The following is a 26,473-nucleotide window of genomic DNA, read 5'->3' on the forward strand; positions in this document are numbered from 1 at the left end:
GGCCCTCCGCAGGATTTGCCTGTCCCAGTCTCAGCTGAGCCGACGACAGGTGCTGACGCCGAAGGGTGAGGCGTACGGGAAGTCGTTGCTGGTTCCGGAGGGGCGGTGACGGGGACGATGCGATGTCGCCGTCCAGATCGTCGCCGATCTGGCCGTCCGGGTCCTAGCCCTAGACGGCCGGCTCAAGCGCGTCGACCGGCAGATCCGGGAGACATTCCGCACTCACCCACAAGCAGAAATCATCGAGTCGTTGCCCGGTATGCGCCCGATACTCGGTGCCGAGCTCGTCGTAGCCGCAGGTGACCTGTCGGCCTACGCGGACGCTGTCCTCCGCGGCCGGGTTGGTGCCCGTGCCGAGGGATTCAGGGCGTCGTACCGGCAACCTGCGCCGTCCCAAGCGTTACAGTCGCCGACTGCGCAGGTGTTTTACCTGTCTGCGCAGACCAGCATCATCCGTGAAGGACCGAACAGGGACTTCTACCTCAAGAATCCCGGCCAGGGCGGCAAGGACATCCAAGCCGCCATAGCGCTCGCGCGCCGACGTGCCAGTGTCCTGTGGGCACTCATGCGCGACAAACGGGAGTTCACCACCGACCCGCCAGCCGTGCAGGTGTCGGACCGCACGCAACATTTCAGAAGCGCACGTTTCGTTTCAGTGCGTTCTTCAGCACCGCACCTAAGGCTTCGGTGACTCCTCCGAGACGCGCAGTTAAGGCAACTATCCGCCCGTGCTCAACCGTCCTTCGAGCATGACGCACCCGAGCTCCGCACCGTCCCCAAATCTGCCTGACTGGCCGCACTGCGGCCACGGCACTACCCCAGAGGACCCAGTCGGCTGCCGCGGCATCCACGTAACCGGCCACACCGCATGCCTCGCCCACCTAACCGACGCTGACCGCGACGCCTACCTGGCTGGCCTGGTCCCCGGCAGCGACATCGACCACCGCGGCACCCCGTTCACCGGACCTCTCGTCAGCGCCCTCCTCGACGTGCTCCGCGACCCCGCCACCGGACACCCCCGCCTCGGCCTCGCCCTGTTCGGCTCGGCGACTTTCGAAGGCGGCGCCAGGTTCGAGTCGGCGGCCTTCCAAGCCGCCGTATTCGACCGGGCGGCCTTTCAGGGCGTCACCAGCTTCGCTTCGGCGACCTTCCAACACCGCGCCGTGTTCTATTCGGCGACCTTCCAGGACGGCGCCACGTTCGAGTCGGCGGCCTTCGAAGGCGGCGCCACGTTCGAGTCGGCGACCTTCCAAGCCGCCGGGTTCGACCGGGCCACCTTCCAAAATGACGCCGAGTTCGGCCGGGTGACCTTCCACGGCGGCGCAGGGTTCGAGTCGGCGATCTTCCATGGCAACGCCGAGTTCGGCTCGACGACCTTCCGAAGCGACGCCGGATTCGACTCGACAACCTTCCGAAGCGACGCCAGGTTCGGCTCGGCGACCTTCCACGGCGACGCCGGGTTCGACCGGGCGGTTTTCGAGCGGTTGGCCAGCCTCGGGCCGTTGGTGTGCGCTGAACGGGTGGTGCTGTCCGGGGCCGTGTTCGGCAGCCCTGTAACCCTCTCGTTTGCCGCGCGCCGCCTGGAGTGCCGGCGGACCCGCTGGTCGTCAACGGCAGAGATGCGTCTGCGCTACGCCACGGTGGACTTTGCCCACGCGGTCTTCGAATACCCCCTCACCATTGCCGCGGAGGCCGAGCCATTCGTGCTCCCTGACGGGCTGCCGGTTGCGGAACATATCCTTGCCAGGGACGCCAGGGTGCGGATCGCCTCGCTGCAGGGAGTGGACGCGGCACACCTAGTCCTGGCCGACGTCGACCTTTCGGGGAGCCTGTTCACCGGGACCGTGCATCTGGACCAGCTGCGGATGGAGGGCGCCTGCTCCTTCGGCACGGCACCGTCCGGCATGCGCTGGCGCAGGTGGCCCCCTGTGAGGTTCACCCAGCGCCGCATAATCGCTGAGGAACGTCACTGGCGTGCGAGCCAGCCGACAGCAGCTGGGGGCTGGACCGTGGCGTTGTCTGGCTCCGGACACGTCGGGCCGACGCAGCTGGCGCCTGTGTACCGGGCGCTGCGCAAGGCGTTCGAGGACGGCAAGAACGAGCCGGGGGCGGCGGATTTCTACTACGGCGAGATGGAGATGCGCCGTCATGACCGCACTGGCACCACTCCTGCCGAGCGCAGACTGCTGCACGGCTACTGGCTTCTGTCCGGCTATGGCCTGCGCGCCTCCCGGGCCCTGGGCTGGCTCGTTGCCGCTATGGTCGTCACAATCGTGCTGCTGATGGGCTTCGGACTCCCCAAGGACGCCCCGAAGCAGGAGGCGACCGGCACTGTGCCGCCCGGCGGAGGCAAGGTCACCTTCGAGATCGACAAGGCGGATCCCCAAAGCCCAACCAAAGACAGGTTCACTGGCAAGCGCTTCGAGAAGGCCCTGAACGTCACGCTCAACTCGGTGGTGTTCCGCTCTTCCAGCAATGACCTGACCACGGTCGGCACCTACATCGAGATGGCCTCCCGCGTAACCGAGCCCGTTCTGCTGGGCCTCGCGGTCCTGGCCGTCCGCAACCGCGTCAAGCGCTGACCCGCCGCACCCGAGGGAATGGGCAGCAGAAAGCCGCCGCCACCCCACACTGAAGCAATCGGTGTACCCGCTTGGCCGCAGACCGCCGCACGGCAGATTTCAGTGCCGAGGTCACAGCCTCGCCCACTGAACTCCGTGCGGTCCGAACAGCAGGCACGTTGACACCCAACACGCTGTTGGGACAGCCCTTCTAGACATCTTTAACGGTGCGGGTCACGTTGGGTCGTGACCGCTGGCGTGGGCCGCGCTAAGCCGGAGGAATGAGGTGTCCCGACGGCGGTGCGTTGGCAGTCTCGAGGCGGACGCGAGCGTCGATCGAGGGGGTTGTCACTAGGGCGCTCTTACTGCCGGTGGCCGGGCCAAGAGGCCCGGCCACCAATCGACTTGGGTTAGCGGGAGATGCGTGCGGTTGGTGGAGGTGGGGCCGTGGTCCGTGGCGGACCGGCCCGGGGCGCCGCCGTGGCCCTGGTGCGTGCGGGCCTGTTCTGCGGGGCGGGTGAGGTGGCGTGCTGCCACCGGGTACGTACGGCGCACAGGTCGGCGAGCGCGCGGCGGCTGCCGACGACGAGCTGGTACGGCGTGGTGGCCGGGTCCTGGGTGAACGCCTCGATGCGCCGGCCGATGTGGTGGGCGATCTGGAGGACGGAGCGCTGGAGGATCCGTTCGCCCCAGGATTCCGGGGAGCCGACGGGTCTGGCGAGGAGGTCGAGCAGCTCTCGCGGCTCGGCCCCGGCGCTGAGGAGGCCACGGTGCTGTGCCTCCCACAGGACCGTCACGGGGTCGACGGGGGTGCCGCGCCGCGTCAGGGTGATCAGGCACTGCCACAGCTCGGCGTGCAGGGGGTGCGTGAAGTCGTCGGGGGTCAGCCACCGCATCTGTTCGACGTTGCTTGGATGCGCGGTCGCGGTCGCGAGCAGTAGCCGTTCCTCGTCGGCTGCCTCCTCGTCGTGGGGTGTGGCGGGCGAGGGTGCGGGGGTGTGGGGCAGGGAGCCGGAGTGCGGCGGGAAGCGGGCGGCGATGTCGTCCGCCACGGTGGCGAGGGCGTCGGCTTCGGCGAGGGTGGTGGCCACGCGCTGGGGGAGCGAGGTGTCGCGCGCGGTTTGCGTGAGCCGCTGGGCGGCGGCGCACAGTCGGCGCCGTGAGTGCTCTGCCTCGATCATCCGCGCGTACGCGGGGGCGTGCCGGGGCCACGGGCACACCTGAATCAGGGTGTGCAGATAGGAGGCGGACAGCCCGCGCACTTGTTTGTGGGCGGCGGCGAGCACCTCGTCGAGCCACTTTGTGTTCTTCGTGTGCTGGAGCGGGTCGGGGGCCGGCAGGGAGCGGATCGCGGCGAACAGCGCGGCGTGCACGGCGGTGGAGAACGCCTCGGAGACGATCCCGGTGACGTCGCTGAGACGTTGCGGTTCGAGGAGGAGAGCGCCGAGGAGGGCCTGCTCGACGTGGAACACCGGTTGCGCCGGCGGGATGGTGTCGAGGTCGTCCGCATGGGTGTCGGGGGTGCGGGGCATCAGGCGGCCAGGGTGAAATCGTCGGGGTTGAGGGTCTTGCCGAGGTGTGGGGCGAGGAGGTGGGCGGCGAGGCGGGGCGGTACGGCGTTGCCGATCTGGCTGAAGACTTGGCCCTTGTTGCCGGCCCAGGGGTAGTCGGCCGGGAAGGTCTGCAGAACTCCCGCCTCCTGGGCGGTGATCCGGATGGGCACCGGGACGGGTAGCGACTCCGCGTCCCCGGCAGGCGAGGCAGCGGGCTCGGCGACCCAGGTGCATTCGTTCGAGCGATGCCCGAAGAACAGCGTTCCCGCGGGCTCGGACAAGGGCCGGATGGTGGCGTGGGCCTGGTTGTTGCTCCGCAAGGACCACGACCAGTCAGGCTCCGGCACGGGACGGCCCGCTGCCTGTTCGTCCTGGGCGCTGTGCCGGGCGGCAGGCTCGGTTCCTGCCCGGTTGGAGCGCTGGAGGGGGGTTTCCGAGTGGGGTGTCCAGGTGCCGCGGTCTCGGGCGGTGGACAACGCCTTCCGCGAGCCGGAGGGGAAGGGCTCGGCGCCGCCGCCGGGCCCGCCGCCGGCACAGACGGTGGGCACAGGCCGGTCGGTCGCTCCCCAGCCCAGAGCCTGCGCCATGCTGACCCAACGGGTGCGCCCGGCCCGAACAGCCCCTCGGGCTCTTCGATTTTGGCGTGGGTTGGCGGGGGCGCCTGGGCGGTGCGGACGCGGGAGGCGAGCAGGATCGCCCGCCTCCTTGTCTGGGGCACCCCGTAGTCCGCGGCGTTGAGGATGCCCGTCCACACGGAGAACCCCCAGCTGCGCAGGATCACCGCGTACTGCTTCCACAGGGGGAGGACGTCCGGCACTTCCTCCATGGCGACCCACTCCGGCTCTCCGACCAAATTCAGGTCGTGGAGGTAGCGCATGGGCTCGGCGGCCAACAAGGAACGCACATCCCGGCAGGCGCCGAGGAGCGCTTCGCGGGTGTCGCGACCAGCGGCGAGGCCTGAGACCGCCTGGTGGACCAAGGGCTGGTCGATCAGCCCGAGGCGTTTGCCGGTCATCGACCATGCCTGGCACGGCGGGGACGCGATCAACCCGTGCGTTCGGCCGATGAAGGGCCACGTCGGATACGTCGCCACGTCGGTCCGGATCGTCAATTGTCCAGCGGCAGTACGCGTTTTGCAGGCCCACTCGTCCCATTCCAGGCCAAGATCCTGGGCGCCGAGGACGCTCAGTGCCCTGCTCCAGCCGCCCGGCCCCGCGAAGAGGTCGAGGATCAAGCGGCCAGCCCGAAGTCGTCCTGCACCGCGGCTTCGGCATCACCGCGACAGGCCCAGGGCGAGCAGCCGTCCACGACGCCGTTCTCCAGCTCGTCGGCATCGTCAGCCCCGATGCGCAGGGCGGCCCGCTCGGCGGAGGTGACGTGATCGATCGGTGCTTCGCCGAGAGGGACGCGGGAGCGGTGCAGGAATGCCTCGCCCAGCAGGCGGTTGCCGCTGGCGTTGGCGCGGGCGTTTCCCTGACGGATGGCGGCGTCGAAGGCCACCACGTCCACCCACTCGGCAGGCGAGGTGTCGCGGATGTGGCGCCACTGCGCGTTGCCGTGGAACGGGCACCCGAGGCACGACGACTTCGGGGTGTCCGCGAGGTTGAGCGACGACAGGTAGCGCACGCAGTCGGCCCTGCTCCAGCCGAGGTCGATGAGCGGGTGCCGGTTGCGCATGTACTTCACGTCGGCGTCCTTGGCCCGTTGGAACTCGTCGGTGGAGATCCCGACCCACTGCTCGACGAACACCTCGCGCGGGATGCGGGCGGGGTAGGGGTAGCCGAGGAGTTCGCGGACCTGCTTCTTGATCGGCTTGATCTTGTATTCGCCCGTGCACTGCCTGCGGGTCATTCCTGGACGCCCGTCCTTGTTCAGGATGTGGAGGGGCATGGAGGCGAATCGGTGGTCCGGGTTCAGGGCGTCGCTGCGAATGTTCCCGGACGACACACGTAGAAGGGGTATTCCGGCGGGCTTGGCTATCTCCCGTTCCAGGCGGTCTAGATGGGCGTAGATGGCTTCGGGTTCCCATCCGGTGTCGGCGAAAATCGCGTAATCGACCTTCGGGAGGGTCCCCTCGGCGGAAAGGGCGAGGAGGGTGCTGGACTGAACTCCCGCGCCCAGGGAAAGGGCGCGGAATCGGGGCTGATCTGAAATGGTCTGTCCTGGGGTGGGGAATGGGGAACGCGCCGTCAATGCGGCTGGGGTGTTAGCGGGTGGGGCGGGACGAGCCGGTCACGACCGGGGCGACGCGCGCGGCGAGGGCCGGGGTGGAGATCCCCACGCCCGAGACCACGGGCAGCGGGCTCACGCTGCTCAGGCGCCGGGTGAAGTGGCCGAGCGCCGGGATGTCGACCGGCCCTTGGTAGCCGGTCGGGGCTGTGCTGGCGGGTGCGTAGAGCCATCCGGAGGCGCCGGCGACCGCGGCGGGGAGGCTGGTGTCGGGGGTGGTGCGCGGGATGAGGTGTGGGGTGCGAAGGCCCGCTTCCCGCGCGGTGTCGTGCCAGCGGGCCACATGGTGGGCCAGGTCGACGACCATCCCGCCGGCGGCACCTGCGTCGGCGAACAGGCGGGCCAGGTGCTCGGGGCCGTGGCGGCGGACGGGCTCCCAGTAGGTCATGACGACGGTCGGCCGGAGGCCGGCGGCATGCTCGACGGCGCGGACGGCGGCATCGAGGGCGTTTCCGCGTCGCAGCGCGCGGTGGTAGGCGGCCTGGATGACGGGGCCGTCGAGGACGGCGTCCTCGGTGGCCAGGCCGACCTCGAAAAGGTCGGCACCTGCCTGCGCGAGCTGGTCGAGGTGACGGCGCTCGGCGGATACCGGATTGATGGGGCTCCTTGAAAATGGATCTGACCGTGATTCCGTGAAACGCGTCGGTACCGGCTCAGCGGGAGCAACGGCGATGGTGATAAGCGAACGTCAGGGCCAGCAGCAGGGGGCCCCACAAGGTGAACAGACCGCTGACCGTCATCGCCAGCACGTCCCAGCCCTCGGCGTACGGGAAGCCGTCAGCACCGCCGAGGCGGAAGGCCCCGAACGCCCAGTGGACCATCAAGGCGGTGAAGAAGAGGCCACAGATCGTCGCGGGGATGGTCACTGCGAAGGGCGGGATGCGTCTGCCGCCCAGCTTGGGGACCCAGGTGGGCACAACCTCACCCCACTGACGCACCAAGCCGAAGCTGAGCAGTGCGAATGCCTCGGACGTCACGCTGAGTCCGACGACGTAGGGGATGTTCCACGGTGACGGGGGCAGGACCTCCCCGCCCATGCCATAGCCGAAGGCGATGGGCAGACGCCACAGGCAGACAGGCAGTGCGACCAAAGGCATCGCATGGGCTGCTCGGGCAGCCCACCGGGGAACGGGCCGTTCTGTCGCTGTCGTGTTGATGTGCGCCGTGTGGGTTGTCATGCCTTCACTATGTCGGGGCAACCCACGAGCCTGGATCAGCTCCGCGGACGATTCGACTCCGCCGGAAGGGCGAGGAATGCGGAGCAGAAGTCCGACTCCGTCGGTACCGTCACCCACGTCACGGCCGTGAAGCTCATGGTGGGGTGAGGATCCGGGTCCGAAGGAGCGGGAACGACGCGCGGCCATACATTGCTCTCTTGAGTGTTTTGATCCGGTTGACGTGGCCTTCGACGACGCCTGAGCTCCAGGTGAGAGTGAGGCCGGCGGTGACGGCGTCGAGATCGCGACGGAGGAAGCCGGCGAACCCGCTCATCGGTTTCGGGGCGTCCTGCTCGGCCTGGGGAATCCATTCGAGCAGGAGGTGTCCGCGCTGGTGGCGGACGAGGTCGGAGAAGGACCGGGCGAGGTCGCAGGCGCGGGCGATGTCGGGGCAGGCGAGGCGGACTTCAAGCAGTCGTTCCTCCCGGCTTTCGGTCAGGGCCTCGCGTGGCCGCATGATCCATGAGGTGATCTTGCGAGGACTCGGGATGTCGGCCCGGACGGGTTCAGCGGTGCCGGCCCGGAGCGCGGCGAGGTGCTTGCGGACGACCTGACGGCTGCCCCGGTAGCCGCGTTCGCGGATCTCCAGGAATAGTCTGGTGCCGCTGACCTGGCCTGATATCTCGGTGAAGCGGCTGTTGAGGTAGGGCTTGAACGGTTCCAGGATTCCGGCAGGGCGGCGATCGCGGGCGGAGGCCAGCAGTTGGTCGAGGTCGGTGTCGCGGAAGCGACGGACGGTCTTGCGGTCTAGGTTCAGCCTCCGGGCGATGGCGCTGATGGTCCAGCCGGCGTCCACGAGGCGGTGCACGTCTTCGTGCCGGTGCCGTGTCCGCTCGACCATCTGTGTTGCTGGAAGGCCGGGCAACGGTAGATCCATGCGAGGTGGCTCGGGTGGGTCGGGTGCCTCATCTTCGATGCGTTTACGCAGACAGGCGCGGTGCTGATGGCAGGTCTTCTCGACCGCGGCGGAAAGGTTTTGAAGGAGGTGCCAGCGATCAGCGATCTCCAGGGCATGCGGAGCTGCTTCTTTGACCGCTCGGGTGTATGCGGTGGCCCTGTCTCGGCAGACGATCTCGACGCCTGGATGTGCGCGAAGCCAGTCGGCGAACGTTTCGGAGGTGCGGTCCGGCAGCACATCCACGACGCGTCCGGCCTCGACGTCGACCAGAACGGTGCCGTAGGTGCAGCCTTTGCGGAAGGCGAACTCATCGACGCCCAGCACTCGCGGCGAACGTTCCGGCACCACGGGCGCTTCGAGCAGTCCCAGCAGCTTGCTGCGGCCGGCGGACAGACGGAGCTGTCGACAAAGGCGTTCCCCGGCTCGGCCGCCGAGCTCGACGGCGACCGCGTGCAGCCACTGCTTCGTGCCGATGCTGGAGCGTCGATAGCGTTCGCTCAGCCCGCGGACCTGCTCGACGAAGGTCTTCCTCTTGCAAGAGGAGCGGTCGCAGAAGAAGCGCCGCACCCGGAGCCTGACCTGTAACTTGCGCCCAGTCAGCGGGCGTTCGGCCAGACCGCGCTCATACGCGGAGTGCACACGACGCGCTCTTGCCCAGCACCCCGGACAGCGGGGCGCCGGACCGCATGCCGCAGCCGACACCTCCAACGCGTCCGCAGTGAACGCAACCCGCTCCAACCTCACATCGATCCCGGGAAACAGCACATCTTCGATCGTCTTGATCACCACGGTGCACGAGACCCTGATGAAACGGTTCGCCGTTCCCGTCGCTGACCTGGGGATTCACGGAACTGCGGTCAGAGCCGTTTTCAAGAATCCCCATCAGGATGGAGGCCGGCCGGAACGAACACGCCAAGCGAGCAGCGGGGTTGGGCGTGAAGGGGATCGGAAGTGGTCAGGGCGGGGCCTTTCCCGGCGGGCTTCCTGCTCGGTCACGACCGCCAGGAAGCCGTCGCCCAGTTCAACGGGCAGCCCCGCGCGGGTGTGGTCGAGGAGGTCGACGGCGTCGATGAGATGGTCGGCTGCGTCGGATGCGAGATGGGCGAGTTGGCGCACGCGTGCGTATACCGCGTGGATGGCGGGGCTGTGGTACATCGGCTGGGCGTTGAGGGTGTCCACGATGGCGAGCGCGGACCGGGCCAGGTGTTGTGCAGATTCCGTCTGGGCGTTCAGCAGGGTGGCGGGGGTTGGCCCGTTGAGTGCGTGCCGCTGGTGAGCGTCGTTGAATCGGGTGAAGTCGGTCGCCAGATTGAGGAGTTGTTCGGCGGGCTCAGGGGAGGCGGTCTTCTCGGTCAGGATGGCTCAGGGGCGATCGGGGAGTCAGCGGCGGCGGCCGGGGCGGCTGGGGCGGTCGAGCTGTGCAAGGGCGTGATGGATCTGGGGATTCACTCCGGACCCGCGGACCGGTGTGATCAAGGCGCTGTTTCCATGCCGCGTGCTGAGGGGGATGTCGGCAACGACCCGCTCCACCGCCATTGGCGCGGTCAGGTGGGCGAAGAAGTTGCGGACGAGGCACTCAGGGGTGTCTTGCGTGAACGTGGCCAGCGGCGCGCCCTCGTAGTAGACGTGCTCGACCTGCCAGGCGATCTCCTGGCCGGGCGTGTGCTGCAGTCGGCAATACAGGTCGGGCGAGGTGAGGACGTCGTCCTCGGCGGACCAGTCGTTCAGCTCGGCGAGCTGGTCCAGGGGCATGTCTGTGATCGGGATGCGGTCGGCGTGACGGGCATCGCCGAGCAGCTGGGGCAGTGCCTGGGTGACGGCGGCGACCGCCTCCAGGGGCGTCTGCCTGCTGAACGTCGCTTCCCAGTAAGGCTCATGGTGGGCCACGGTGAGCCACTGACCGCGCGGGTGCAGTGGGGCGAAGTCGACGAACAGGCTGGCGTCGGGGCTGTCGACTGCGACGTGCCCGGTGGCGGCATCGTGCTCGTGCTTCCACCCGAAGAGGTGGATCAGGGGGCCGATCACGTCGGCGACCCGGTCGCCGGCGCCTGCCATGTATCGAGGCGAAACCATGACCCGGTCGTCGTGTGCGTACGGGCTCATCGGCGCACCTCCCGCTTCACCGCAACCGTGGGCATGGTGGCCGCCGCGGCTGTTGACGCGGCGGCCGGCACTGTGGTCGCACCGGTACGGGCCCGGTGCTGGGCCAGCGCGCGGTGTCCCTCGGTGGTCACGGTGATGCCCCGCCCTTGGTGGAGCGGTATGGAGGTGTCGAGGCAGACCAGGCCGCGCTTGTCCAGGGATTGGAATGTGGCGATGGTGATGAGTGTGTGGTCGGGGGTGAGGACGATGGTCGAGCCGCGGTCTCGCGTCTGCATCGTGGCCCCGCCCTTCGCGAGCGAGGTCAGTGCTTCGTACTGGGTGGGACTGATCCCTTGTAGCGCCTGTCGGGTGGTGGGCAATGCGCGTTCTAGATCGTGGCCGATGCCGGTGGCCAGCTGGTGGCAGGAGGCCGCGCACACGTTGAGGTCCCAGGCGGCGTCGCCGAGGTGGCCGGCCATCTCCGGTGCGTCACGGGCGTGCCTTGCGTTGCGGATGTTGTCCTCGTCGTGGCTCGGTCCGCCAAAGCCGATGCCGTCCAGGGGGTTGCCGGCTAGCGCTTGCGCGAGGTCCCAACTGGCCTGGGACGCATCGGCAACGAGGCCACCGAGACCCCTGAGTGATTGTCGGCTGCCGATCACGGCTGCGTACGGGCTTCCGTCGAGGGCGGACAGCGACAGGAGCACCTTCCCGACAAGCTCCTGGCTCTTGAGTACGAGGGGTGCGAGCTGCCGAAGGGTTTCTGTTCCAGGCGCGGCGGCGAGGCCGCGGACCCGGTCGTGGAGGGCCATGAAGTCGTCGCCGAGGTGGCGCAGGTGGTAGATCTGCTCGTTGAGATCGATGTCGGTGGTCAACAGGGCTCCGGGGGCATGTCCTTGAGAAGGGCGGCGGGTGTGGGAATCAGCGCGGGCGACGACGGGTCGCCGGGCCGGACGGCGGGCTGGGGGGCGCAGGTGATGCACGGCGGGGTGCGGCCGGGATATCTATCGGTGTGGGGATGCCGAGGCCGACGCGGACGGTGAGGCCGTGGGTGTAGGCGTGCGTTTCGGCGGCCGTGACGGCGCCGAGCAGGCCGCGTTGATCCAGCCCGGGTGGCGGCTGATAGGAGGAGCCGTCCGCCGCGAGGGCGAAGCCGTGCTGCTCCAGGAGTGAGCGGGCGGCGGAGGTCTGGGCTGTTGCTGTCACGGTGGCGTCGGTGAACTGGAAGCGGAGGTCCGGATCGGCTTCGGGAGTGCCGGGGCTCCAGCGCGTCGTCCAGGAGAGGTCGACAAGGTCGAGGGTGTGGGCCAGGAGCCCGTACATCGCGTCCCCGGCGCGCTCGTTGGCGTCCTGGGCCGTGCCCGGTGGGAGCAGGTAGAGGGTGCGGCCGAGGTGTTCACGGGCGAGGAATCCGGCATCGTTCAGCAGCCGGTCGGCGGCGGGGATGCGGCGGTTGAGGACGACGAAGGTGTGCCCGTCGTCGGTGGACCCGATGAACACATCGGGGATGTCCAGAAGAGGCAAGGCGGTCCAGGTGGTTTCTTGGGGGTGGGGTCTGGCGGTTGCTTAGCGGGCCCGGCGCGAAGCGGTCTGTTCCGATGTCGCCACCGGGGGCGGGGCGGCGGGGGACGGAAGCCGCGTCGGGGTGGGCGTGCGCAGGGTGCTGCGGGCCTCGTCGAGGGAGTGTGCGGCGGCGTGGAGATGCATGCGCAGCGCGCAGTGATGCTCGATGTCGTGAAGCCGTGCAGCCGTGGACGTGTCGGGGTTCGGTTTGCTGAGCGTGGCGAGCGGAACCATGGCCTGCGCGTAGTGGTACTGCGCTCTGCTGAGCGGGACGGCCGCGTTGGTGAGTTCCTTGACCGGGTGCCAGGCGGAGCCCGTTTCGTGGGCAGAGTCGAGGTGGTAGTGGGCGTCGCCGGCGAAGCGCAGGGCGAGATGGCTGAGCAGGTCGATGTGGCGCAGGGCGGTGAAGAAGCCGCCGGGGCCGGCGTCGACGGGGTGGGAGCGAACGTCGGCGATGACGGCGTCCAGCGCTGTGGCTGGCGTCATGTCGTCGAGTTCATAGGGTTCGTAGGTGTCGATGAGGGTGTCCTGTCAGGGGGCTTGGCAGCGTGTGCGGGCGATCTGCTCGCTCCTGCGGTCCGTCCGCGGCCGGGACGGCGTGTGTCGTCCCGGCCGCGGCGGTTCAGTGACGCGCGGGGGAGGAGCGGTCGGCTGGCGTTGCGGGGGCGTTGCTGGTGTTACACGCGGGGTGTGGTGGCGGGCTTACGCGGCCGTTGTGAAGTCGCTCTGCTTCGGCGTGGTCTTGGCGACGGCGCGTTCGGTGATGGCCTTCGAGGCACGCTCCGAGGCGGCGGAGATCTCGTCCGCTTCGGGCTGCAGGTACCAGGGCTTCATATCGAGACCGGCAACGCGCATTCCGGTGGCGAAGCACAGCGCGCTGCCCTTGGGCAGGGCGCGAATGGCGTCGGCCGCCAGGATGCGTTCCTGTCGCATGGACACGCTGGTGGACTTGCCGGACTCGGAGTGCGAGATGGACGTGCTCTCCACGTCGTGGTCGCCAATCATCCGGCTGAGCTTGTCGGCGAAGTCGGGGTCGTCGATGCCGGGGCCGACGACCTTGATGGTGGAGGCCGACCACATGGCGTCCATGCCGACATCCCCCCAGACCTTCTGGCCCTGGCGGTAGGACTGCAGGATGGTGATCGGGATGATGCCGCGGCTGCCCAGGTGCGAGTACAGGTCGGGCAAGTCCGAGATCTTGCACACGTTGGCGGCCTCGTCGAGGATCGCGAGCATCGGCGGGTCGAGCCTTCCGCCGGCTCGTTCGGCGCGGGCGGTCGCGGCCCGCATGACCGAGTCCGCGCACGCCGCGATCAGCGCGCTGGCACCGCCGCCGCCGTCCTTGGAGAGCAGGTAGAGCGTGTCGGTGCTGTCCACGAACTCCGACGGCTTGAACTCAGGGGTGCCCTCCTGCGGGGTGACCCACGCGGCGATCTCCGTGTTCAGCAGGGCGGCGGCGTACTGGCGGGCGGTCTCGTAGATGCCGTCGCGGGTCTCCGGCGGGCCTTCGACGGTGCCCTTGAGCTGGGCGGCGACAGCTACGAAGCCGTGGTCGCGCAGGATGTCCAGCGGGGTGCGGTCCGCGGGGAAGGCCAGCCAGGACGTCACGTCCGTGATGGGTCGTTCGTCGAGCGCGGCGGCCAGGAACAACTGCGAGAGGATGTTGGATCCGGCCTTGGACCAGAAGTCACCCTGCTGGGAGGCGTCCACGCTGGCGGCGAGGAAGTGACCGGCCAGACGGCCGGCACCCTCGAGGGTCTTGGCATCCGCCAAGGGATTCCACCACATGGTGCGCTCGGCATGGGCGATCTGCTGCGGGTCCATCGACCAGACCCGGCCGACCGTCGCCCGCGCATCGATAGTGGCCGTGTAGGCGTCGCCGCCGGCCTTGTTCGAGGTCAGCAGGACCGGTCCGGGGGCGTTGAGGATCGAGGGGATCGCGAGCGAGGTTGTCTTGCCGGAGCGCGGGGCCATGATCGCTACGGCGACGTCCTCCCAGCCCATCCGCACCTCATGCCGGGTGCCTTGCAGATCACCGAGGAGGACTCCGGTGTCGCGGGCAGCGATGTGCTTGGCGTCCTTCAAGCTCGGTCGCAGGGAGCGGGCCTTGGCGGTCATGGCCTTGGCAAGGAGGGGCTCGATGTCCCTCTTGCGCGCCAGCCCGCGCAGGGGCTTCTTCTTTCCGCCGGAGGTGCTCTTGTGCCGAGACCACAGCATGAAGCCGACAACGGCCAGGGTGACCAGCACGGCGATGGGGACGATACGGGTGCCGAACAGCAGCGCGGTGTGGTCGAGGCCGGGCCACAGCTGGTCGGGATGGAGGAGCGCTCCGATCGGCTGGTAAGGCGCTGCCGTGCCGGAGCCTGTCAGCCACGCGGTGGCGTTTCCGCCGAGCCAGGCGAGGTTGGTGAGATTTGAGGGCGTGCAAGGCGTGAGTGAGCTGTCCGCGCCCACCCCGCAACGCCGCTTCTCTGGGCCAGAAGACGCCGGCCCTGATCATGAGCAAGGCACCGCATCCGTACCGGCAGATCACGGTGAGCTACGACGAGCCGGGGCATGCGATCGTCCACGTCGTCTCCACGCTGAGGCTCTGACCTGCGCAAACCCTGCTTCGGGCGCCGTCGGCGGCCATGCTCCGGTGGCTCTTCCTGACCCGGGTGTAAGGATCTTGTCAGAGAGTCGGTAGCGTGGCCGGGTGAGTGAGAAGACCCTGCAGCACCGGATCGACGGCCCCGACGACGCCCCCGTACTTGTCCTCGGTGCCGCTCTGGGTACCACATGGCACATGTGGGACCGGCAGATCCCCGAGTTGACCCGCCACTGGCGGGTCATCCGCTTCGACCTGCCCGGCCATGGCGGTTCGCCCGCGCACGCGGCGTCCTCCGTCGCCGAACTGGCCGACCGGCTGATCGCCACCCTCGACGCACTGGGTGTGGACCGCTTCGGCTACGCCGGCTGCAACATCGGTGGCGCCATCGGCGTCCAGTTGGCGCTCACCCGCCCCCATCAGGTCACCTCGCTGGCCCTGGTGTCCACCTCGCCGCGTTACGGCACCGCTGACGCCTGGCGCCAGCGTGGTGTGGTCATCCGCACGAACGGGCTCGACCCGATCGCCCGCACCGCGCCCGAGCACTGGTTCACCCAGGGCTTCGCCGGCGCCCAGCCCGCGATCGTGGAATGGGCCGTCCAGATGGTGCGGACCACCGACCCCGGCTGCTACATCGCCGCCTGTGAGGCGCTGGCCTCCTTCGACGTGCGGTCCTCCCTCGGCCGGGTCGGCGTCCCCACGCTCGTTGTCGTCGGCTCCGAGGACCAGGTCACCCCGACCACCGACGCCCGCACCCTCGTCGCCGGCATACCCGACGCGAGCCTGGCGCTGGTGCCCGGCACCTCCCACCTGGCCCCCGTCGAGCAGCCCTCGGCCGTCACCGAACTGCTCATCCGGCACTTCAGCACCGCCTGGCACGACAAGCCGGGCCCCGGTGGCCAGACCGCCATCGGTGCCGCCGCCCCCAAGCCGCAGATCGCGCCCCCGGTGCCCCCGCAGGCGCCGCCCGCCGCCATAGAGTCCGGCCACGCACAGCCGGAGCAGGTCCGCGGGGCCACCTACGAAGCGGGCATCAAGGTCCGCCGTGAGGTGCTCGGCGACGCCCATGTCGACCGGGTCGAGGCCGCCGCCGACGACTTCACCGGCGACTTCCACGACTTCATCACCCGCTACGCCTGGGGCGAGACCTGGACCCGGCCGGGCCTGGACCGCCGTACCCGCAGCATCATCACGCTCACCGCGCTGGTCGCCCGCGGCCACCACGACGAGCTGGTCCTGCACACCCGCGCGGCCCTGCGCAACGGCCTCACCCCCACGGAGATCAAGGAAGTACTCCTGCACACCGCCATCTACTGCGGTGTCCCGGCCGCGAACTCCGCATTCGCCGTCGCCCAGCGGGTGATACGGGAGGAGACCACGCCGGAGGCGTGAGCGCGGGGCAAGATGGCCCCATGGAACTCACCAAGAAGACGCACGCCTGTGTCCGGCTGGAGAAGGACGGGCGGGCACTCGTCATCGACCCCGGTGTCTTCAGCGAAGCGGATGCGGCCGTCGGTGCGGACGCGATCCTGGTCACCCATGAGCACATGGACCACTTCAACGAGGAGCGGCTGCGGGCGGGCATGGAGGCCAACCCGGCAGCCGAGATCTGGACGCTGGCCAGCGTCGCCGAGCAGCTGTCGGCCGCGTTCCCCGGCCGGGTGCACACGGTCGGCGAGGGGGACACCTTCACCGCCGCCGGGTTCGAGGTGGAGGTGCACGGCCAGCTGCACGCCGTCATCCACCCCGACATCCCGCGCATCACCAACGTCGGCTACCTCATCGACGGCGGTGCGGTCTTCCACCCGGGCGACGCCCTGACCGTCCCGGAGGGCCGTTCGGTCGACACCCTCCTGCTGCCCGTCCACGCCCCCTGGAACAAGGTCGCCGAGATCATCGATTACGTCCGCGAGGTCGCGCCCCAACGGGCCATCGACATCCACGACAGCCTGCTCCAGGACCACGCCCGCCCGATCTACGACTCCATGATCGACAAGCTGGGCGGCACCGATCACGGCCGGCTCGCCCCCGGCGCCCGTGCCGCTCTCGGCTGACGGCCTGACTGTCAGTCCCTCGCTGTAGGTTTACAGACATGCGCATCGCGACCTGGAACGTCAATTCGATCACCGCCCGCCTCCCGAGGCTGCTGGCCTGGCTGGAGAGCACCGGCACGGACGTGCTGTGCCTCCAGGAGACCAAGTGCACCGCCGAGCAGTTCCCGCACGACGAGCTGCGCGAGCTCGGCTATGAGGCCGCGGTCAACGCCAACGGCCGGTGGAACGGTGTCGCCCTGCTGTCCAAGGTGGGGCTCGAGGACGTCGTCATGGGCCTCCCCGGCGGCCCGGACTACGAAGGGGCGCAGGAACCGCGGGCCGTCTCGGCGACCTGCGGCCCGGCCCGTGTGTGGTCGGTGTACGTCCCCAATGGCCGCGAGGTCGGCCATGCGCATTACGCCTACAAGCTCGGCTGGTTCGAGGCGCTGAAGACGGCGGTCGCCGAGGACGCGGCGGGCCCCCGCCCGTTCGCGGTCCTCGGCGACTACAACGTCGCACCGACCGACGAGGACGTCTGGGACCCGGCCGTGTTCGAGGGCGCCACCCATGTCACCCCCGCCGAGCGGGCAGCGCTGACGGCCCTGCGCGAGGCGGGCCTGTCGGACGTCGTCCCGCGCCCCCTCAAGTACGACCGGCCGTACACCTACTGGGACTACCGCCAGCTCGCCTTCCCCAAGAACCGCGGTATGCGCATCGACCTGGTCTACGGCAACGAGCCGTTCGCCAAGGCCGTCTCGGACGCCTATGTGGACCGCGAGGAGCGCAAGGGCAAGGGCGCCTCGGACCACGCCCCGGTCGTGGTGGACCTCGACGTCCAGGGCTGAGTGAGGTGGAGGGCAGGCCCCCGGGGAGCGCCCCCAGGGGCCTGCCGCCGCCGTCCGTGCGACGGGCCCCGCCGCGTCAGTGCCTCCCAGGCAGCAGCTTCCGGAGGTCCACGGATTCACCCAGCGCCTTGAGGCCCGCGTCGCCGGGGTGGAGATGGTCGCCGCTGTCGTAGGCGGGCAGCATCCGCTGGGGCCGCTGCGGATCGCGGATCACGGCGTCGAAGTCCAGGGTCGCGTCGAAGACCGCGCCGGCGTTGGCGCGGACGAAGGCGTTGACGGCCTGCCGGCGGGCCTCCACGGCCGGGGTGCAGTCGTGGTAGCCCTCACAGGGTGCGATGGTCGCCACCACGACCCGCAGCCCCCGCTCGTGCGCCCGCCGCGCGAGAGCCCGCAGACCGGCGATGACCTCGTCCGACGACGTTCCCCAGCGCACATCGTTGATGCCCTCGAACACCACCACCGTCCGCGCCGAGGGCTGCGCCAGCACATCCCGCTCCAGCCGGTGCTGGGCACTGACCCCGCCGGTGTCGGTGCTGACCCCGTCGCCCTGATAGCGGTCGGTGACGATGCGGTTGGCCGAGATGCCGTGGTTGAGCACGCCGTAGCGGGGCAGTGCCTGCTGCGTCTGGAAGCGGCGGGCCAGGACGTCGGGCCAGCGCCGGTTGGTGCCGCTGGTCGACTTCACCCCGTCGGTGATCGAATCGCCCAGCGCCACGATCGAGCCGGGGCCGCCCTCGACCTCGACCCCCGTCAGGAACGGCCAGACGGTCAGCGTCTCCGGGTAGGCCGTGCCCCCGGCGTCCGCGGTGCGGTCCCCGCTGCCCGCCGCGCTCAGATACGACAGCTGGGCCGCCTCCTGGTGCACCGGCGCCGCGGTCACCGTCCCCGGCAGATGGATGCTCACCAGCAGATCGGCGCCGGCCGGAACGGTGAAGTCCACGGGATCGCTGAACGCCTCGGCCCCGGCCGCGATACGGGTCCCGGTGTGCCCCCGCCCGAAGGTCAGCGGCACCGGCGCGCGGTCCGCCGCCGCCCCCGCGCCGCGTACCGCGATGCTGGCCGCCCCGATGTCCACCGGCGTGGCCGCGAAGGTGTTGGCGAGCCGTATGCGGGCCCGTGGTCCGCCGGCACCGCTGTGCACGACCAGCCGCAGCGTACGGTCCGTCCAGGGCCCGACCGCCCGGTAGCCCGCGGTGCTCGCCGCCCAACTCCCGGTCCTGCGCCCGGAGTCACGTACCGCCACCGCGAAGACATGGAGCGCGCCCGCCGCCCCGTCCGCCGTGGGCAGCACCACCGAGGCCACCTCCCGCCCGGCCGGCAGCGGTACGGTCACCGCGTACAGCCGCGCCGACTCGTCCGACGGCCCGCCCGGAGTGTTGAGGTGCGGCAGCGCCACGGCCTTGGTGCTCAGCGGCCCCGACCGCCAGTCGGGCGCGGTGAGTTCATAGCTGCTGCGCGAGCCGTCCCCGTAGTGCACGGTTCCGGTGCCGGCGGCCGGGCCGCCCGTCCCGGCGACCAGGAAGGTGAGCGCCTCGCCCCGGCCGCGGACCGCCACCGCCTGGCCTTCCGCCACCACGTTGTCCGGCGCGCCGGGTGCCGTACGCGGCAGGCCGAGCCGCGTACCGTCGAGCGTCAGGACGCTCCCCGGCGACCAGCCGGCCGCCGCCAGGTCCTGGGCGGACAGCGACCGGCCCGCACCGTCGAAGTCGGCCGCGCCGGGTGCGGAGTTGTCACTGACCGCCCGGTTGTCGAAGTGCCGGGCCAAGGGCAGCGGGCGGTGCGGGGACTGTGCCGGGCCGGCCGGCGCGGCCGTGGCCGTGCCGGGGCCGGTGGCCGGCAGTGCGGTCGTGGTGAGCAGCAGTGTCAGGGCGGTGCCCCATCGTCGTACACGCATCGGTCCGTATCCCTCCGGGTGGCGTCAACGGGCAGGTGGTGCGCTGCGATCCAGGCCGGTCCCGCGAAGGACAGGGGGCTTCTGCGGATCCAGCAGATCCGATCCGAGCGCCATGAAGTTAGGGAGACGATGAGGGAGCGTCAAGGTGACGAACGGGGCACGATGGCGCCGCGCGCCTGTGGCCGGGTCCGCAGGCCGGGTGGGACCCTGCACACCATGAACATGTCTTTCCTGGACAAGTGGCGCAAGCGTCATCAGGCGCACCGGTCCGTGCCGCTCGCGGAGTCGGTGCGGGCCGATCCCGAGAGCGTCGTCGAGCTGCTGTCCGAGTGCGAGCTGCTCCGGGCCCAGGCCGCCACGGCGGGTGTGGAACTGGACGACTCCGTACGCTCGTTGGAGCTGCTGGACCAGCTCCAGCCCGTGTGGCGGGACGATCCGGAGGTGCTGCCCTGGCTCGGCAACGACGCCGGCCTCTACCTCGGCACGGTGCTGGTCCGCACGGTGCGCGGCGCCGTCTGGCATGTCTGGCCGGACGGACAGCCGGTGGTCCGGCTGGCGTCCGGGCGGGAGATCGATGTGGTGGCGGCGGGCCATGAATGGGCCGACACCGGGGTGCCCGAACTGTCCCAGGTCTGCGCCGAGGTCTCCGAGGCCTGAGACCGGTTCCGGGCCTGAGACCGGTTCCGAGGCCTGAGACCGGCGTCAGAGGGCCGGGTGGCAGTCCCGTACCGGGTCCGCGGGACGTTCATCGGTAACCCTGATTTATCCGCCCATCTCCGCGCATACGTGCGTGTCAGTGGAGAAGTGCCCCATGTGCCCCGGTAGGTTGCGGGCTCTCCGCTGTACGGATGAGAGTGGGCAGGTCTGCATATGGCCGGTGATGCGCTGATTGAACTGCGCGGGGTCAACAAGCACTACGGAAAACTCCATGTCCTCCGGGACATCGACCTCACCGTCGGCCGCGGGGAGGTGGTCGTGGTCATCGGGCCCTCCGGGTCCGGGAAGTCCACACTGTGCCGGGCCATCAACCGCCTGGAAACCGTCGAGTCCGGCAGCATCAAGCTGGACGGCAGACCGCTGCCCGAAGAGGGCCGGGCGCTCGCCCAGTTGCGTGCCGAAGTCGGCATGGTCTTCCAGTCGTTCAACCTCTTCGCCCACAAGACCGTGCTGGCCAATGTGATGCTGGCGCCGATCAAGGTCCGGAAGAAGAAGAAGGACGACGCCGCCCGGCAGGCCCGTGAACTCCTCGACCGGGTCGGGCTCGCCTCCCAGGCCGACAAATACCCCGCGCAGCTCTCCGGCGGCCAGCAGCAGCGCGTCGCCATCGCCCGCGCCCTCGCCATGGACCCCAAGGCGCTGCTCTTCGACGAGCCGACCTCCGCCCTCGACCCGGAGATGATCAACGAGGTGCTGGAAGTCATGCGGCAGCTCGCCCGGGACGGTATGACGATGGTCGTCGTCACCCATGAGATGGGCTTCGCCCGCTCCGCCGCCAACCGTGTGGTGTTCATGGACGACGGCTGCATCGTCGAGGACCGCACCCCCGAGGAGTTCTTCACCGCGCCGCGCAGCGAACGGGCGAAGGACTTCCTCTCCAAGATCCTCAAGCACTGAACGGGGGCGTCGCGATGCCGCACAGTCACTCCTCGCCCCTGCGCCGCGCCCTCGTGGCGCTCGCGCTCGCCGTGCTCGCGCTGGCCCTCGCCGGCTGTGGCCGGGCCGGCAGCCCGCCGGTCAAGGGCCCCACGGGCAGTGAACTGCCCCAGTACCCGGTCGCCAAGAACTTCTCCCTGCCCGAGTCCCCGACCTGGATGAAGGCCAAGAGCCGCGGCCATCTCGTCATCGGTGTCAAGGAGGACCAGCCCTACCTCGGAGAGAAGGACCCGGCCTCCGGCCTCTACGCCGGTTTCGACATCGAGATCGCCAAGATGATGTCCGCGGCCCTCGGCTTCCCGCCCAGCACCATCGAGTTCAAGACGATCGCCTCCGCCAACCGCGAGACCGCCCTGCAGAACGGCCAGATCGACCTCTACGTCGGCACGTACACCATCAACGACAAGCGCAAGAAGCTGGTGGGTTTCGCCGGTCCCTACTACATGGCCGGCCAGTCGCTGCTGGTGCGCACCGACGAGAACGACATCAAGGGACCGCAGGATCTCGCCGGCAAACGGGTCTGCTCGGCGGCCGGCTCGACGCCGTACCAGCGCATCCAGGCCGAGTACCCCAAGGCGAACCTGGTCGCTTACGACACCTACTCGGTGTGCGTCGACAACCTGCTCACCTACCAGGTCGACGCGGTCACCACCGACGACGCGATCCTGCTGGGCTACGCCGCCAAGGTGCCCGACGAGCTGAAGGTGGTCGGGAAACCGTTCTCCGAGGAGCCGTACGGCATCGGCGTCCCCCGCGGCGACAACGCGCTGCGGTTCGCGCTGGACGACGCCCTCGCCGCGGCCGAGAAGAACGGCCTCTGGCAGAAGGCGTACGACGCGACCCTCGGCCTGTCCGGGGTGCCCGCCCCCAAGCCGCCCCCGATCGACCGCTACCCGGCGACCTGAGCCGGCAAGGAACTGACCGATGAACGTTCTCCTGGACAACCTCTCCCTCTACGGGGAGGGCCTGCTGGGCACCGTCGAACTCACCGTCTACGCCTCCCTGCTCGCCCTCGCCCTCGGCTTCCTGATGGCCGCGTTCCGGGTCGCGCCGGTCGGCTCGCTGCGGGCCTTCGGCACGGCCTGGGTGACGGTGCTGCGCAATACGCCGCTGACGCTGCTGTTCTTCGCCGTGGTGCTGGGGCTGCCGCGGTTCGGCCTGGTCCTGCCCTTCAAGCTGTTCGCGATCCTCGCGCTGGGCTGCTACACCTCCGCCTTCATCTGCGAGGCGGTGCGCTCCGGCATCAACACCGTGCCGGTCGGGCAGGGCGAGGCGGCCCGCAGTCTGGGCATGACCTTCCCGCAGACCCTCGGTGACATCGTCCTTCCCCAGGCCTTCCGGTCCGTCATCCCGCCCATCGGCTCCACGCTGATCGCGCTCGCCAAGAACTCCGCGATCGCCGGCGCCTTCAGCGTCGTCGAGCTGCTCGGGGTCTACAAGCCGCTCAACGAGATGGGTTACAGCATCATCTGGACCTTCGTCTGGATCGCCGTCGGCTATCTGCTCGTGACCCTGACCATCAGCGCGATCTTCAACGTGCTGGAGAAGCGCTTCGGAGTCGCCCGATGACCACCGCTCTCTACGACGTCCCCGGCCCGCGGACCCGGCAGCGGCACCGGCTCTACGGCCTCGGCGGGACGGTCGTGATCCTCGCGCTGATCGCCTGGATCGTCTACCTCCTCTTCGCCACCGGCCAGTTCGTCGCCGCGAAGTGGACTCCCTTCACCTACACGGGAATTCAGGACCTCCTGCTCCGGGGCCTGGGCAACACCCTGAAGGCCTTCGCCTTCGCGGCGGTGCTGTCGCTGGCGCTGGGCGCGGTGCTCGCGACCGGCCGGCTCTCCGAGCACCGGATCGCCCGCTGGGTGTGCACCCTGCTGGTGGAGTTCTTCCGGGCCATGCCCGTCCTGGTCATGATCTTCTTCATCTATGTCGCGCTGAAGGTGGAGCCGCTGCCCGCCCTGGTCGCCGGACTGACCCTCTACAACGGCTCGGTGCTCGCCGAGGTCTTCCGTACCGGCGTCAACTCCGTCGACCGCGGTCAGCGGGAGGCCTCCTACGCACTGGGCATGCGCAAGACCCAGGTCATGACGCATGTCCTGGTGCCGCAGGCGGTCCGGGCGATGCTCCCGGCCATCATCAGCCAGCTGGTGGTCGCCCTGAAGGACACCTCGCTCGGCTTCCTCATCACCTACGAGGAGTTCCTGCACGCCGGCAAGCTCATCGCGTCCAACCTCGACTACGACCTGCCGTTCATCCCCGTCGTCATGATCATCTCGCCGATCTACATCGGGATGTGCATGCTGCTGTCCTGGCTGGCCAACTGGGTCTCCAAGCGGCAGAAGCGCAACCCCAAGGTCGAGGCCGTCGAGGTGGCCGCCCCCGAACCGGGCACCTTGCTGCCGGGGGGCCGCCCGAAGCCGCCGGCCTGAGGCCGGGCCCCGGTTCAGCGGGCGATACGCGCGAGCCAGGGCGTGAGAGCGCCGCGGAAGATCAGTTCCTTGTAGGTCTCATCGCCGGGCAGTGGCACGACCAGCCACTCGCCCGGCGGGAAGAGCCGCCCCTTGACGTGGGCGAGACCGCCGTACACCGACCGCAGAAACGCCGGTACCGCATCCCGTGGGACATCGGCGAACTCCACCCCGTCCACGGTGATCTTCGCATCGTCCTCCGGGAACAGCTGGACGCTGACCGCGGGCGCTCCGCCCAGCTCCACAAAGGCCTCGTGCGGCAGCGAGCCGTCCGGGTCCAGGACGGTGAACAGCCCGGCGGAGGTGCGGCGGGAGGTCCGGTCCGCGCCGATGTCATCCGTGACGGTCAGGCCGAGCCGGTACTCGTCCGCGAGGTCACGGATGGCGGAGACGGCGGACTCGGTCGTGGGCAGGTGCGGGTGCCGGTTCGGATCGGATTTCCCCATGCCCGTGATCATTCCTCATGGGGCACCGTCCGTACGCGGCGGAGGGGCCCGGCCGGCCCGGCTCCTCCGCCCCTCACACCCGCCAGACCCCGTCCCGCATCAACTCCCGGTCCGCCAGCTCGTTCTCCTCGCGCCACACCAGCATCCGGCGCGGCCGGAACGCGAGGAACACCCAGGTGTCGCGACCCCGCGGATCCCAGCCCAGCTTCTTGACGAAGGCGTCCCCGGTGTCGTCCGGCAGGCCGTCCGAGGCGATCACCTCCGCTGTGCTCTCGATGAGGACCACATCGCGGGTGGGCCCCAGGGCGACCCAGCACTCCTCCTGCGCCCGGAGGTTGCGGACCGTCGGATTCTTCGCCTTGGTGGCCATCCACAGCCGCTCGTCGTGCCAGACGAAGGACAGCGGCACGAGGCGGGGCGGGCCCTCACCGGACGCCGATGACACCCACGCATCCTCGTCCGTCTCCAGCCGCCTGAGCGCATCCCGCTTCCGCTGACCGGCCTCGCGCGCCGGTGGGTAACCCGTCATGGCGGGAGGCTATCGATCATGCGCCTGCGCCGCCTCGGGCCGGGGCGGTAGGTCCCGGGTCGTACGACCGGGCCCCGGCCCACCGGTTTGCCCCGGCCCGCCGGATTACCCGGTCACGGCGGAGAATGCCTAGTCGCGCACCGGCACCGACACATACGACGGATCGTTCGCCGGGGAGGAGAACGTCAGCCGGGCGCCGGACGGGTTGTGCTCGATGTACAGCGGGTCGACGGTGTCCACGACCACGGCGAGACGGTGGCCGGCCGGTACGTCGTAGGCCGTGGAGAACAGCTCCAGGTCCACGCCGAAGGGCTGGTTCGGGGTCTTGCCGTGGAAGGTGTAGGGCGCATGGGTGACCAGCTTGCCGATGCCGAGCGGGCCCACGTCGTAGAGGTAGGCGATGGCGGTGCCGCTCTCCGCGGTGCTGGTCACGGTGGTGTGCAGCCGGGTGGTTCCCCGCACCCGCTGGCCGGTCTCGTAGCGTTCGGACTGCCAGACGCCGGCGAGGGGGCGCGGCAGCAGCGGGATCGAGGCCATCGGCGGCAGCCGGAAGAACTGGTCCATCATGCTGGAGAGGAAGATCAGGCCGCCGTTGGCGCCGGAGTCCCAGTTGGTGTGGATCCGCTTGCTGTCGGCCAGCTCGATCTTCCGGTGCGCGGACGGCACGTCCTTCCAGCTCTTGTAGCCCTCGTACGCGCCGGTGGAACGGGACTTGAGCAGCACCGGCGACTCGTGGTCGATGCCGTTGTCCGCGCCCTGGAGGTAGTGGTCGAACCACCGCTTGGTGTTGGTCCAGGTGTCGTTGGGCAGCCCGAAGAGTCCGAGCCCCTCGGCCGTGGCATGGTCACCCGGGCGGAACTCCAGCCGCTTGGGGCCCTTCAGCTTCTCGTAGAAGTCGGCGTACTCATTGGGCGGGAAGAGGGAGTCACCCCAGGCGTTGCCCAGCATGATCGCGGCGCCATTGGCGTTGATCTTGTCGAGGTAGGTGCTGGGGGAGCGCTTCCTCCCCCACTCGATCATGTCCTGTTCCTTGGAGAGGTCGGAGGCGAGGAAGTCCTTGAGGATCGTGCGGAGTTCGGCGCTGGGGCGCCCCGTCAGCTCGCCGGTGCCGCCGAGCATCGCGGCCGCCTGCTTGTGCTGTGTCCGGCCGCTGTAGATCGAGCTGATGAGGTCGCCCCAGCCGCTGAGTGCCGCGACTGCCTTGATCCGCTTGTCGAATGCCGACGCCAGCAGGCTGATCCCGGCGCCGTAGGAGACCCCGGCCATGCCGACCTTCTGCGGGTCGGCCGGGGTGTGGGCCAGCGCCCAGTCGATGACCTTCGAGGCGTCGGCGATGTCCTTCGGGCCGGCCGTCTCGATCTCGCCGCCGGACTGCCAGAACCCGCGGGAGTTGTATCCGACGACCACATAGCCCGCCTCGGCCAGTTTCCTGGCCTGCGCCAGGTACTCGACCTGCGGCATCGACCAGCTCGTGGGCAGCACGATGACGGGGTGGCGCCGGGTGCCGTCGGCGCCGGCCGGGGTGAAGACGTTGGCCTTGAGCGTGATGCCGCCGTCGCCCTCGATGTCGACGAACCGCAGGGAGGCGGAGCCGCCCGAAGTCGCCGCCGCGGGGGCGGATTCCGGTGTTGCCGCCTGGGCGGTGGCCGGTGCGCCGGTGAGGACCGTGGCGGCGAGGACGGCCGCGGAGACGGTGCCGATCGCGACGCGCGGCGTCGTACGGGAGGGCGTCATCTTCTGCTCCAGATCTCAGGACGCGGGCCGCCGCACGCTGTCCGAGGACAGGTGGGGCGCGCGGCGGACCCGAATGTGACTGGAGAGTAAGGTCCGCTCCTTACCTCTGGTAACCCGTCGGTAGGTTACGGGTGGGTAACGCCCGTGTGTTCAGGGGGAGTCGGGGGCGGGGTAGGGGGTG

24 protein-coding genes and 2 pseudogenes are annotated in these 26,473 nt (G+C 69.6%); 10 read left to right on the top strand and 16 right to left on the bottom strand.

The window, feature by feature from the left end; all coding sequences use genetic code 11:
* Positions 1–124: 124 nt before the first annotated feature.
* Together NUT86_RS33365 and NUT86_RS33370 are read left to right on the top strand one after the other, a co-directional pair.
* Positions 125–616: pseudogene (locus tag NUT86_RS33365) on the top strand (transposase); the annotation flags it as partial.
* A 112-nt stretch (positions 617–728) separates the two neighbouring features.
* The gene (locus NUT86_RS33370) at positions 729–2,582 is read left to right on the top strand and encodes a pentapeptide repeat-containing protein (RefSeq protein WP_446750799.1); all 1,854 of its coding nucleotides are present in this window, start codon (positions 729–731) and stop codon (positions 2,580–2,582) included.
* A 389-nt stretch (positions 2,583–2,971) separates the two neighbouring features.
* Here the strand turns inward: NUT86_RS33370 and NUT86_RS33375 are convergent, their stop codons facing one another.
* The 12 genes and pseudogenes from NUT86_RS33375 to NUT86_RS33430 form a co-directional block, all read right to left on the bottom strand.
* Positions 2,972–4,093, bottom strand: coding sequence for a DnaB-like helicase N-terminal domain-containing protein (locus tag NUT86_RS33375; protein WP_274739058.1), 1,122 nt, complete (start codon positions 4,091–4,093; stop codon positions 2,972–2,974).
* Positions 4,093–5,348 (bottom strand): annotated as a pseudogene (locus NUT86_RS33380) (DNA cytosine methyltransferase). The gene NUT86_RS33375 and the pseudogene NUT86_RS33380 overlap by 1 nt, the downstream one beginning before the upstream one ends.
* Positions 5,345–6,235: a hypothetical protein gene (locus NUT86_RS33385; protein ID WP_274740709.1), complete on the bottom strand. Its 891-nt coding sequence runs from the start codon at positions 6,233–6,235 to the stop codon at positions 5,345–5,347. The pseudogene NUT86_RS33380 and the gene NUT86_RS33385 overlap by 4 nt, the downstream one beginning before the upstream one ends.
* Before the next feature lie 85 nt (positions 6,236–6,320).
* Positions 6,321–7,022 (bottom strand): tryptophan synthase subunit alpha, encoded by a 702-nt coding sequence (locus NUT86_RS33390; RefSeq protein WP_342456286.1) that lies wholly within the window; start codon positions 7,020–7,022, stop codon positions 6,321–6,323.
* Positions 6,997–7,440: a hypothetical protein gene (locus tag NUT86_RS33395; RefSeq protein WP_274739060.1), complete on the bottom strand. Its 444-nt coding sequence runs from the start codon at positions 7,438–7,440 to the stop codon at positions 6,997–6,999. The genes NUT86_RS33390 and NUT86_RS33395 overlap by 26 nt, the downstream gene beginning before the upstream one ends.
* A 214-nt stretch (positions 7,441–7,654) precedes the next feature.
* Positions 7,655–9,247, bottom strand: coding sequence for an ISL3 family transposase (locus NUT86_RS33400; protein WP_274739062.1), 1,593 nt, complete (start codon positions 9,245–9,247; stop codon positions 7,655–7,657).
* 93 nt (positions 9,248–9,340) lie between these two features.
* Positions 9,341–9,637, bottom strand: a complete 297-nt coding sequence (locus NUT86_RS33405) for a hypothetical protein (protein ID WP_274739064.1) — start codon at positions 9,635–9,637, stop codon at positions 9,341–9,343.
* 201 nt (positions 9,638–9,838) lie between these two features.
* Positions 9,839–10,561 carry a DUF317 domain-containing protein gene (locus NUT86_RS33410; RefSeq protein ID WP_274739066.1) on the bottom strand — a complete coding sequence of 241 codons (723 nt, stop codon included), beginning with the start codon at positions 10,559–10,561 and terminating at the stop codon, positions 9,839–9,841.
* Positions 10,558–11,412 carry a hypothetical protein gene (locus NUT86_RS33415; RefSeq protein WP_274739068.1) on the bottom strand — a complete coding sequence of 285 codons (855 nt, stop codon included), beginning with the start codon at positions 11,410–11,412 and terminating at the stop codon, positions 10,558–10,560. The genes NUT86_RS33410 and NUT86_RS33415 overlap by 4 nt, the downstream gene beginning before the upstream one ends.
* Before the next feature lie 46 nt (positions 11,413–11,458).
* Positions 11,459–12,061 (bottom strand): hypothetical protein, encoded by a 603-nt coding sequence (locus tag NUT86_RS33420; RefSeq protein ID WP_274739070.1) that lies wholly within the window; start codon positions 12,059–12,061, stop codon positions 11,459–11,461.
* Between the two features lie 42 nt (positions 12,062–12,103).
* Positions 12,104–12,586: a hypothetical protein gene (locus NUT86_RS33425; RefSeq protein WP_274739071.1), complete on the bottom strand. Its 483-nt coding sequence runs from the start codon at positions 12,584–12,586 to the stop codon at positions 12,104–12,106.
* 216 nt (positions 12,587–12,802) lie between these two features.
* Positions 12,803–14,554 carry a TraM recognition domain-containing protein gene (locus tag NUT86_RS33430; protein WP_274739073.1) on the bottom strand — a complete coding sequence of 584 codons (1,752 nt, stop codon included), beginning with the start codon at positions 14,552–14,554 and terminating at the stop codon, positions 12,803–12,805.
* Positions 14,555–14,795: 241 nt separating this feature from the next.
* Here NUT86_RS33430 and pcaDC point away from each other — a divergent pair, with 241 nt between their 5' ends.
* The 3 genes from pcaDC to NUT86_RS33445 are packed head-to-tail and all read left to right on the top strand — an operon-like array spanning position 14,796 to position 17,565.
* Positions 14,796–16,079 carry a bifunctional 3-oxoadipate enol-lactonase/4-carboxymuconolactone decarboxylase PcaDC gene (gene pcaDC / locus NUT86_RS33435; protein ID WP_018090402.1) on the top strand — a complete coding sequence of 428 codons (1,284 nt, stop codon included), beginning with the start codon at positions 14,796–14,798 and terminating at the stop codon, positions 16,077–16,079.
* A 20-nt stretch (positions 16,080–16,099) separates the two neighbouring features.
* Complete coding sequence (locus NUT86_RS33440) at positions 16,100–16,741, top strand: MBL fold metallo-hydrolase (RefSeq protein ID WP_018090403.1); 642 nt, start codon at positions 16,100–16,102, stop codon at positions 16,739–16,741.
* Positions 16,742–16,779: 38 nt separating this feature from the next.
* The gene (locus tag NUT86_RS33445) at positions 16,780–17,565 is read left to right on the top strand and encodes an exodeoxyribonuclease III (RefSeq protein ID WP_018090404.1); all 786 of its coding nucleotides are present in this window, start codon (positions 16,780–16,782) and stop codon (positions 17,563–17,565) included.
* A 76-nt stretch (positions 17,566–17,641) separates the two neighbouring features.
* On the opposite strand, the gene NUT86_RS33450 is transcribed toward NUT86_RS33445, so the two are convergent.
* Positions 17,642–19,459, bottom strand: coding sequence for an SGNH/GDSL hydrolase family protein (locus NUT86_RS33450; RefSeq protein ID WP_274739077.1), 1,818 nt, complete (start codon positions 19,457–19,459; stop codon positions 17,642–17,644).
* A 216-nt stretch (positions 19,460–19,675) separates the two neighbouring features.
* On the opposite strand from NUT86_RS33450, the gene NUT86_RS33455 reads away from it, so the two are divergent.
* The 5 genes from NUT86_RS33455 to NUT86_RS33475 all read left to right on the top strand — a co-directional run bounded on the left by NUT86_RS33455 (position 19,676) and on the right by NUT86_RS33475 (position 23,544).
* The gene (locus tag NUT86_RS33455; protein ID WP_109896685.1) at positions 19,676–20,116 is read left to right on the top strand and encodes a DUF6278 family protein; all 441 of its coding nucleotides are present in this window, start codon (positions 19,676–19,678) and stop codon (positions 20,114–20,116) included.
* A 213-nt stretch (positions 20,117–20,329) separates the two neighbouring features.
* The gene (locus NUT86_RS33460) at positions 20,330–21,073 is read left to right on the top strand and encodes an amino acid ABC transporter ATP-binding protein (RefSeq protein WP_018090407.1); all 744 of its coding nucleotides are present in this window, start codon (positions 20,330–20,332) and stop codon (positions 21,071–21,073) included.
* A 14-nt stretch (positions 21,074–21,087) separates the two neighbouring features.
* On the top strand, positions 21,088–22,017 hold the full coding sequence (locus tag NUT86_RS33465; RefSeq protein ID WP_274739078.1) for a glutamate ABC transporter substrate-binding protein: 930 nt from the start codon (positions 21,088–21,090) through the stop codon (positions 22,015–22,017).
* A 19-nt stretch (positions 22,018–22,036) separates the two neighbouring features.
* On the top strand, positions 22,037–22,681 hold the full coding sequence (locus NUT86_RS33470; RefSeq protein ID WP_018090409.1) for an amino acid ABC transporter permease: 645 nt from the start codon (positions 22,037–22,039) through the stop codon (positions 22,679–22,681).
* Positions 22,678–23,544 (top strand): amino acid ABC transporter permease, encoded by an 867-nt coding sequence (locus tag NUT86_RS33475; RefSeq protein ID WP_148591027.1) that lies wholly within the window; start codon positions 22,678–22,680, stop codon positions 23,542–23,544. The genes NUT86_RS33470 and NUT86_RS33475 overlap by 4 nt, the downstream gene beginning before the upstream one ends.
* Positions 23,545–23,558: 14 nt before the next feature.
* Here the strand turns inward: NUT86_RS33475 and NUT86_RS33480 are convergent, their stop codons facing one another.
* The 3 genes from NUT86_RS33480 to NUT86_RS33490 form a co-directional block, all read right to left on the bottom strand.
* On the bottom strand, positions 23,559–24,029 hold the full coding sequence (locus tag NUT86_RS33480; protein ID WP_274739080.1) for a hypothetical protein: 471 nt from the start codon (positions 24,027–24,029) through the stop codon (positions 23,559–23,561).
* A 73-nt stretch (positions 24,030–24,102) separates the two neighbouring features.
* Entirely contained in the window at positions 24,103–24,558 is a 456-nt protein-coding gene (locus tag NUT86_RS33485; protein WP_262039681.1) for a pyridoxamine 5'-phosphate oxidase family protein, read from the bottom strand.
* 129 nt (positions 24,559–24,687) lie between these two features.
* A complete protein-coding gene (locus NUT86_RS33490; protein WP_159485254.1) occupies positions 24,688–26,292 on the bottom strand; it encodes an alpha/beta fold hydrolase in 1,605 nt (534 codons plus the stop codon).
* Between the last annotated feature and the right edge of the window lie 181 nt (positions 26,293–26,473).

The organism is Streptomyces sp. G7(2002) (assembly GCF_028870195.1).
Lineage (GTDB): Bacteria > Actinomycetota > Actinomycetes > Streptomycetales > Streptomycetaceae > Streptomyces > Streptomyces nigrescens.